The organism is Curtobacterium sp. B18 (assembly GCF_000333375.1).
GTDB lineage: Bacteria > Actinomycetota > Actinomycetes > Actinomycetales > Microbacteriaceae > Curtobacterium.
Genome location: NZ_BACZ01000421.1, coordinates 1 through 7,967 on the forward strand (window position 1 = coordinate 1; position 7,967 = coordinate 7,967).

The following is a 7,967-nucleotide window of genomic DNA, read 5'->3' on the forward strand; positions in this document are numbered from 1 at the left end:
TGGTGCCGTCCACGGCACGAACCCGCGGGTCCGGCGTCGGGTCACGGCCGACGGTCGGCCACCTCGAGGACGACGACCACCGCGGCGACGAGGACGGCCGTCGTCACGAGGGACGCCGCCGGGACGGCGATGCTCGCGAGCACCGCGACGGCGAGGACCACGACGACGACGTTCCACCGGAGACTGAGCGACGGGCGGAGCGCCAACGCCCAGATCGACAGCACGAACAGGGCGACCGGCACCGCGATCGTCGCGGCGACGGTCGCGTGCGACAGGTCGGCCTCGCCCGCGTCCGCGCTCACCGCGACCTCGATGCCCGCGGGGAGCGCTCCGGCCGCGGCGAAGACGAGGTAGTGGCCGTAGCCGAACACGAGCGCGGTCGGCAGGGAGCGGATGCGGTCGTGCTGCTCGCGGGAGAAGTAGATCCACCACAGTCCGGCGACGATCACGAGCCCGCACGCGGCCAGGACCAGCAGCGAGCCGAGGTGGTCGGCGTGCGCGATGCCGTCGATGACCGCGTTCGCCGACGCGACGAGCCCCTCGCCGAGGACGATGAGCGTGAACAGCGAGTACCGCTCGGCGATGTGCCGGGTGTGCCACGGGGTCGTCTGCGCGCCGGCCTCGGCGAACGGCGGGACGAGGACCTCGAGCAGGACGAGCACCGGGACCACGCCGAGCGCGACGTCGTCGGGCAGGAGGAGGGCGAGCACCCAGAGCACCTGGACCACGACGATCCCGGCCGCGTACCGGAGCGCCGTCCGCCGGAACCGCGGCGATGAGACGGCGACCCGGAGCCACTGCCCGACCAGCGCGAGCCGCATGACGACGTACCCGAGCACCACGATCGTGGTCGACCCCTCGACCATCACGGCGTGCACCCCGGCGGCGAGCACGAGCACCCCCGCCATCTGCACGAACGTCATCACCCGGTAGAGCCAGTCGTCGGTGTCGAACGAGGTCGCGAACCAGGTGAAGTTGATCCACGCCCACCAGATGGCGAAGAAGACGAACGCGTACGCGAGGACGGCGGACGAGACGTGCCCCTCGACCTCGATCTCGTGCAGGTTCGTCGCGGCGAACCCGACCGCGACCACGAAGACGAGGTCGAAGAGGAGCTCGAGGGGACTGGCGGCGCGGTGGTCCTCGGTGGGGTCGCGCGGCGCCATGCGGCGGAGTCCGATGGTGGTCACGTGCGCATGCCTACACGACGAACGACCCCGGGTGCAGGACCCGGGGCCGTTCGTCGTCGGTGCAGCGCGTCGACTCAGTAGAAGTTCGACGCCTGCGAGTGCGCCCACGCGGCGCAGGGCGTGCCGTACGCGTCGTTGATGTACTGCAGCCCCCAGGTGATCTGGGTGGTCGCGTTCGTCTGCCAGTCCGAGGCGATCGTCGCCATCTTCGAGCCGGGGAGCGCCTGCGGGATGCCGGTCGCGCCACCGTTCGCGTTCACGGCCTGGTAGTTCCAGCCGGACTCCTTGGTCCAGAGGTTGTCGAGGCACTGGAACTGGTCGGCACCCCAGCCGTACTTCGACGAGGCCATCGAGCTCGCGGTCGCCTTCGCACCGGCGACCGTGTTCGCGGCCGCCTGCTTCCGAGCGGCCTCGGCTGCGGCGGCCCGTTCGGCTGCGGCGCGCTTCGCGGCGGCGGCCGCGGCCGTCTTCGCGTCGGCGTCGCGCTTGTCCTGCACGGCGCTGGCGTCCGCGACCTCGGTGGTGGCGTCGACCGTCGAGGAGATCCGCGAGGTGAGTGCGGCGCCGGAGAGCGACCGGTAGTCGTCGAGTGCGTCGATCCGGCGCTCGAGCGTCGCGGTGTCCGTCTTGTCGTTCGCCGCGTCGACGACCGTCTCGGCCGTGGCGATGGTCGCTGCGGCCTGCGCCCGGTCGAGGGCGGTGCCGGCGAGGGCCGGTGCCGCGGTGGCGCTGGCGGTCGGCATGCCGAGGGCCTCGCCGATCGCGGGCTGCGTGCCGACGGTGGCGATGCCTCCGGCGACGGCGAGGACGGCGGCTCCGCCCACGATGAGCGTGGTGGGGCGGCGGAGCGCACGACGGAGTCGCCGGGTGGGGGAGTTCAGGGCCTCACGTCTGGTCGAGGCCGTGGTGGTCGGGAGGTCGGTGTTGCGTCCTGTCATCGGTTCCGGTGGTCGGCCGACTCTGGGGTGCGTGCCGCGTGACGCTGCGTGCGGGGGATGGGGGAGCGCGCAGGGGTGGACGGGTCGACGTCCGTCGTCAGGGGCTCGCGAGCCGGGGGAGGACCGGACGGTGGTGTGGGGCCCGTCCGTCCGCCGACGTGCGGCCGTGGGGGTGGCCGCCGCGGGGCGAAGCCGCCACGATGACCGGTGTTGCTGGGCACACCGTCCAGTTTGGCTGGCAGAACCGTCCGTCCACCCGTTGGTAACGGTTCGGTAACGACCGGATCACGGAGCGGAGGTGTGAGCTTCCTGGGTGCGCTCGCCCTGGGCCACGCGCTCGAGTGCGTCGAGTGCGGCGGCGATGGCGTCGACGTCCGCCTCGGGGAGGTCGGCGATGAGCTCGGCGACGATGCCGGTGCGCGTGGACCGTGCCTGTTCGACCGCCGCGGCACCCTCTGGTGTGGCCGTCACCATGAAGGCGCGACCGTCCCGCGGGTCGGCTTCGCGCTCGATGAACCCGCGCTGCTCCAGCTCGGTGAGGATGCGGGTCATGGTCGGCTTCGTGACGACCTCGATCCGCGACAGGTCGCCGGGGCGCAGGGGTCCCTCGCGTTGGATCGTCGCGAGCGCGGACACGATGCCGTACCCGAGCGCGGCCGAGTCGGACCGGGCCCGTCGGTTGATCCGGCCGACCGCGGCGGCGAGGCGCGAGGCGATCTCGGTGCGGTCCGGCTGACGGTGGCTCATGCGGTGCTCCGTGGCGGTCGACGGGGTGGTCGGGGCGATGCTACCGGCTCGCCGGACCGTGTGACTGGGAGCGACGAGCGGCTGGGCGAGGCTCCGGCACGGACCGTCCGGAACGGGTCACGCCCGCCTCGCGAGTGCGGGACGGGCGTGTTCCTGTACGGGGACTCAGGTGAGGTCAGCGCTTCTCGCCCGGCAGCAGGTGGATGGCCTCGGTCGCGAGCTCGGCCTCGATGTTGTCGCCGGACGCCGTGGCCTCGCGCAGTCGTCGGAAGTCCGCCGTCATCCGGTCCCAGTCGACGAGTTCGTCCAGGTTCGGCAGACGCAGGCGGAACGCGAGACCGTCCATGGTGTCCCGGCAGACGCGTTGGAGGTTCTCGTTGCCGCACTCCTCGACGTAGCGGGCGAACACGGCGAGGGCGTCACGGTTGACCGCAGCGACGTCGTGCGCCTCGTAGTCCGCGATCGTGGCGTCGAGCTGCGCGAGGATCTTCTTCTTCGCGTTCGCACCGAGCCGCGGGACCGCGAGTCGGACGACCCCGCCGAACAGGACGCCGAGGGTCTGCAGCGCCTCGACCACCTCGGCCGGGTTCGGGGTGGTGACGCGGGTGTACCGGTTCGGTGCCATCTCGATGAGGCCGGCGCGGGCGAGCTGGCTCAGGGCCTCGCGGATCGGGGTGCGGGAGACGCCGAGCCAGGCGATGAGCTCGTCGTCGTTCAGCCGTTCGCCGGGCTCCAGCGTGCCGTCCATGATCGCGGCGTGGATCTTCAACCGGACGGTGTCGCGGAGCAGCTGGTGCTCGGTGGGTGCACTGCTGGGGACCGGCATGCGGGTTCCTCCGGGATCGGGGCATCGGGTCGGTTGCTCGGCACCGGTGGGTGCGGGCGCACCGTTCACCGTACCTGATATGTGAACGGTGTCCCGCCCGGCCCGGAGCGGGTCAGTCGTGGGGTCGGAGCAGCCGGAGCGTCACCGGGTCCGCGGTCCCGCCGAACCACCGGTCGAGGACCGCCCGGAACGGCCGGGGGTCCGTCGCGGCCTCGGCGAAGAGGGTCATCGACGACCGGAGCTTCATCGCGTCGACACCGCCGAACAGCTCGTCGACCGACCGTGCCGGTGCTGCCAGGGCAGCGGCGGACGCCTCGAGCAGCCGGGGGCCGAGGACGGGGTGGGCGAGGTACGCCCGGGCTTCACCGAGGTCGTCGAGCGCGTACTGCTGGGCGGTGGGCGAGCGGCCGAGGCCGGTGAGCTGCGGGAACACGAACCACATCCAGTGCGAGGACTTCCGGCCGTGGCCGAGCTCGGCGACGGCGGTGTCGAACACCCCCTGCTGGGCGCGGACGAACCGCTCGAGGTCGTGCGGGTCCTCGCTCACCGCACCACGTCGCCCCACGCGTAGCGGACGGTGGTGCCGTCCACGACGAGGAGCGAGTCGCCCGGAGTGCGGACCGGTTCGACGTCGCCTGGCTGCGGACGTGCGCGACCGAGGGTGGTGTGTTCGTCGAGATCGGTTCGTGGTGGCTGCGCCGGAGCGGTGCGGCGGTCAGTGCCGACTGGCTCCTGTCGCAGCGTGCCGTGCTCGACGCGTTCTTCACGGACGAGGTGGCGCTGGCGAACGGCATCGACGCCGTGGTCGCGCGGCGGGAGCGGCGGGTGCTGGCGGATCGGGCGACCGTGGCGGCCGAGCGGGATGCGCTCGACGAGTGTGCGGCGGTGCTGGTCGAGCTCGCTGACGCCCTGATCGCGCTGCCGGAGCGGTTCCGGGCGGCCGCCTGAGCGCTCCCGCGCGCAGGCACCTGTGCGCACGGCTGTGCGCCGAGGTTTCGCGCTCACCGACAGTTCACGGGCGTTCCGGGCCGTGAGATGTCGGTGAGCGCGAAACGACAGGCGGGCCGGAGCCGGGAGCGCGCCGGAGCCGGGAGCGCGCCGGAGCCGGGAGTGCGCCGGCAGCCGGGAACGAGCCGGACGAACGCGGGCCGCACCAGACGGAGACCGAGAGCGGGGGCGCGGTGGTGGGCCGCGCCCCCTGGTCACTCCTCGGTCTGAGCCTCGCGCGATCGGGCGCGCGTCGGGCTCGCCGCCCAGGAGCGACGTCGGTGCTGTGTCGCGGCGACGGGGTGGACCCCGGAATGTGATGGCCGCGCCTCGACGATGCTATTGACCGGGGTACGGGCGGACAACCTCCGGCTGTCCCCACTTCGGGGGACCCTACTGTGGGCTCGGCGCAAGGACGGTGTCGAGACCGTGCCCGACCTCCTGTATGGTGGTGGGAGCGCTCGCGAGAGTGCTTGGAGACGTCGCATAGTCCGGCCGAGTGCACCACCCTGCTAAGGTGGAGTCCCCTTTGAGGGGACCGAGGGTTCAAATCCCTCCGTCTCCGCGGCATCGAAACCCCGGTCCTCCTCGACCGGGGTTTTGTCGTTCCCGAGGAACACCGGAACACCGGGAGCACCGAGGGGCACCGGGAACACCGGGAGCACCGGGCACTCGAGTGCGCGGCGCCACCACCGCCGGACGCGAGGCGCGGTGCCAGCCCGCACCGCACCTCCCGTCCATGCGGGGGTGCGCCGTGACGGCCGCGAACTTCGTGAGCAGAAACGGTCGGGTGTGCGCACGTGACCCGACCATTCCTGCTCACGAAACCTCGCGGAGCGCCCCGCGCCCAGCGCCCCGCGCCAGCGCCCCGCGCCCGCGCGTCAGACGGTCGCGACGCTGCCCGTCGACACCGCGCCGCGCGCGTGGTGGCGACGCGCCGCGCCCGCGGCGACGGCGGTGAGCACCACGGCGGCCGCGGTGATCCCGGCGCCCGCCCAGATCGGCGACGTGTAGCCGAGCCCCGCCGCGATCGTGAGGCCGCCGATCCAGGCGCCCAGTGCGTTCCCGAGGTTGAACGCCGCGATGTTCGCCCCGCTCGCCAGGGTCGGTGCGTGGTCGGCGTACTGCATCACCCGCGTCTGCAGCGCCGGCACGGTGGCGAACCCGAACGCCCCCATGAGCACGAGTGCGATCACGGTGAGCACGGGCGAGGCTGCCACTGCCGCGAACACGGCGAGCACCACCGTGAGGACGACGAGCACCACGAGCAGCGTGCCGTCGATCGACCGGGACGCGAGCTTGCCGCCCGCGAAGTTGCCGACGAACAGCCCGACGCCGAACACGATGAGCAGCCACGGCACGGCGCTCGACGAGAACCCGGACACCGAGGTCAGTGTGTACGCGATGTACGTGAAGGCGCCGAACATCCCGCCGTAGCCGAGCACGGTGATGCCGAGCGAGAGCCACACCTGGCCGGAGCGGAAGGCGCCGAGCTCCCGGCGGAGCGAGGGGACCGTTGCATCGGTCGAGCGGACGGTCGGGACGAGCACGGCGACGCCGACGAGCGCGACCACACCGATCGCCGCGATGGTCCAGAACGTGGCGCGCCAGCCGAGTGCCTGGCCGAGGAGGGTGCCGAACGGGACGCCGAGCACGTTCGAGGCGGTGAGCCCGGTGAACATCAGAGCGACCGCGGACGCCCGCTTCTCCTTCGCGACCATGTTCGACGCGACCACGGAGCCGATGCCGAAGAACGCCCCGTGGCAGAGGGCGGCGATCACCCGACCGAGCATCATCACGCCGTACACCGGCGCGACGGCGGACAGGGTGTTGCCGATCACGAACAGCACGAGCAACCCGATGAGCACCGGTTTGCGGGGGAGTCTGGTGGTCGCGGCGGTGAGTCCGAGGGCGCCGACGATGACGGCGAGGGCGTACCCGGTCACGAGCCACCCGGCGGTGGTCTCGGTCACGCCGTAGTCGGCGGCGACCTCGGGCAGGAGCCCGGTGATGACGAACTCGGTCAGGCCGATGCCGAATCCGCCGAGTGCGAGGGCGATGAGTCCCGCGGGCATGGATGTCCTTCCGTTGTGCGGTGCAGCTGGCCCGCGTACGCTGGTTGTTGCAGACGCGGGACATTGATAGTTGCACACGCGGGGTATCCGCGCAAGCAACTGATCCTGCCCGGAAGCACACCTGGAGGCACCCATGTCCGTCGACGACTCGTCCGTCGCCGTCCGCGCCCACGGATGGCGCACCCTCGCCGCCCTGCACGGCCTGATCGAGGCGCGGCTCGAGCGGGCGCTCCGCGCGGTCGACCTGTCGGTCGTCGAGTTCACGGTGCTCGACGCACTCCGCCGCCAGGACGGCTTCCACATGCGCATGCAGCAGCTCGCCCGCGCGGCTGCGCTGAGCCCGAGCGCGACCACCCGGCTCGTGAACCGGTTGGAGGAGCGCGCGCTCCTCACCCGCGTGCTCTGCGCCGACGACCGTCGGGGGCTCTACACGGAGCTCACGCACGCCGGTCAGCGGCTGCTCGACGAGGCCACGCCCGTGCACGCCGCCGCGCTCGAGGAAGCGCTGGCCGAAGCGCGCGGGGTCCCCGAGCTCGAGGAGCTCGCCGTCGCGGTCGACCGGCTCGAGGGCGCCTCCGTCTGAGGGCAGGGAGGCGCGGCCCGCTCCGCCCCGCACGCTACGGTGAGCGGATGGTGCGGCGGACGGGGCTCGTGGTCGGGATCGCGGTCGTGGTCGCGATGGTCACGGGCGGCTGCGCCGCGACGCAGGCATCCGACGCCGACCTCGCCGTCGAGGCGTACGTCGAACCCGGGGACGGGTCCGCGGCCACGGTCTCGGACGCGTCCGGACGTGCGGCGACGATCGGGATCGACGGCGTCACGGTGACGGACGACGGCGCCGGGCTGAACGACCTGCCGGCCGGCGTCGGCGCACTCGCCCGGACCGCGGAGGACGGTGGAGCCGCTCCCGAACTGCTCGTCAGCAACTTCTCGGAGTCGATCGGCGACTTCTCGCCCGAGGTCGGCACCGCCTTGCTGTCGGATGCCGGGAACCGGTCGCGGGTCGCCGGGCGCCTGGCGGACCTCGCGTCCGACGAACACCTGCGCGGCGTGCAGATCGACCTCGAGTCGCTCCGGAGCCGCGACCGTGCCGGGCTCGTGGCGTTCGCGGCGGCCCTCGAGGACGCCGTCCACGAGCGGCTCGGCCGGGACGCCGAGGTGTCAATGGGCGTGATGGCCTCAACCGACGAGCAGGGCTACCGCG

At 72.6% G+C, this 7,967-nt stretch carries 9 protein-coding genes and 1 tRNA gene; 4 read left to right on the forward strand and 6 right to left on the reverse strand.

From position 1 onward, the window contains the following. Positions 1–41: 41 nt before the first annotated feature. The 5 genes from I5E_RS11595 to I5E_RS11615 all read right to left on the reverse strand — a co-directional run bounded on the left by I5E_RS11595 (position 42) and on the right by I5E_RS11615 (position 4,248). Complete coding sequence (locus tag I5E_RS11595) at positions 42–1,190, reverse strand: low temperature requirement protein A (protein ID WP_022907137.1); 1,149 nt, start codon at positions 1,188–1,190, stop codon at positions 42–44. Between the two features lie 74 nt (positions 1,191–1,264). Then, positions 1,265–2,128: a hypothetical protein gene (locus tag I5E_RS25490; protein WP_022907138.1), complete on the reverse strand. Its 864-nt coding sequence runs from the start codon at positions 2,126–2,128 to the stop codon at positions 1,265–1,267. Positions 2,129–2,413: 285 nt separating this feature from the next. Continuing rightward, positions 2,414–2,875, reverse strand: coding sequence for a MarR family winged helix-turn-helix transcriptional regulator (locus tag I5E_RS11605; protein ID WP_022907139.1), 462 nt, complete (start codon positions 2,873–2,875; stop codon positions 2,414–2,416). A 175-nt stretch (positions 2,876–3,050) separates the two neighbouring features. After that, positions 3,051–3,701, reverse strand: a complete 651-nt coding sequence (locus I5E_RS22760; protein WP_022907140.1) for a GntR family transcriptional regulator — start codon at positions 3,699–3,701, stop codon at positions 3,051–3,053. A gap of 112 nt (positions 3,702–3,813) precedes the next feature. After that, a complete protein-coding gene (locus tag I5E_RS11615; protein ID WP_022907141.1) occupies positions 3,814–4,248 on the reverse strand; it encodes a DUF1810 domain-containing protein in 435 nt (144 codons plus the stop codon). 119 nt (positions 4,249–4,367) lie between these two features. Here I5E_RS11615 and I5E_RS11620 point away from each other — a divergent pair, with 119 nt between their 5' ends. Then, positions 4,368–4,649 (forward strand): hypothetical protein, encoded by a 282-nt coding sequence (locus I5E_RS11620; protein WP_022907142.1) that lies wholly within the window; start codon positions 4,368–4,370, stop codon positions 4,647–4,649. Between the two features lie 514 nt (positions 4,650–5,163). After that, positions 5,164–5,253 (forward strand) — tRNA-Ser (locus tag I5E_RS11625). Between the two features lie 316 nt (positions 5,254–5,569). Here I5E_RS11625 and I5E_RS11630 read toward each other — a convergent pair. Next, positions 5,570–6,763, reverse strand: a complete 1,194-nt coding sequence (locus I5E_RS11630) for an MFS transporter (RefSeq protein WP_022907143.1) — start codon at positions 6,761–6,763, stop codon at positions 5,570–5,572. Positions 6,764–6,896: 133 nt separating this feature from the next. Here I5E_RS11630 and I5E_RS11635 point away from each other — a divergent pair, with 133 nt between their 5' ends. Both I5E_RS11635 and I5E_RS11640 read left to right on the forward strand, forming a co-directional pair. Then, complete coding sequence (locus tag I5E_RS11635) at positions 6,897–7,346, forward strand: MarR family winged helix-turn-helix transcriptional regulator (RefSeq protein ID WP_022907144.1); 450 nt, start codon at positions 6,897–6,899, stop codon at positions 7,344–7,346. A gap of 47 nt (positions 7,347–7,393) precedes the next feature. Continuing rightward, a partial coding sequence (locus I5E_RS11640; protein ID WP_441294329.1) for a hypothetical protein occupies positions 7,394–7,967 on the forward strand: 574 nt, incomplete at its 3' end.

Excerpts from the sequence above, each read along its gene's own strand:
- I5E_RS11635 (WP_022907144.1), top strand. The coding sequence starts at position 6,897 with ATGTCCGTCGACGACTCGTCCGTCGCCGTCCGCGCCCACGGATGGCGC.
- I5E_RS11630 (WP_022907143.1), bottom strand. The coding sequence starts at position 6,763 with ATGCCCGCGGGACTCATCGCCCTCGCACTCGGCGGATTCGGCATCGGC.
- I5E_RS22760 (WP_022907140.1), bottom strand. The coding sequence starts at position 3,701 with ATGCCGGTCCCCAGCAGTGCACCCACCGAGCACCAGCTGCTCCGCGAC.
- I5E_RS25490 (WP_022907138.1), bottom strand. The coding sequence starts at position 2,128 with ATGACAGGACGCAACACCGACCTCCCGACCACCACGGCCTCGACCAGA.
- I5E_RS11605 (WP_022907139.1), bottom strand. The coding sequence starts at position 2,875 with ATGAGCCACCGTCAGCCGGACCGCACCGAGATCGCCTCGCGCCTCGCC.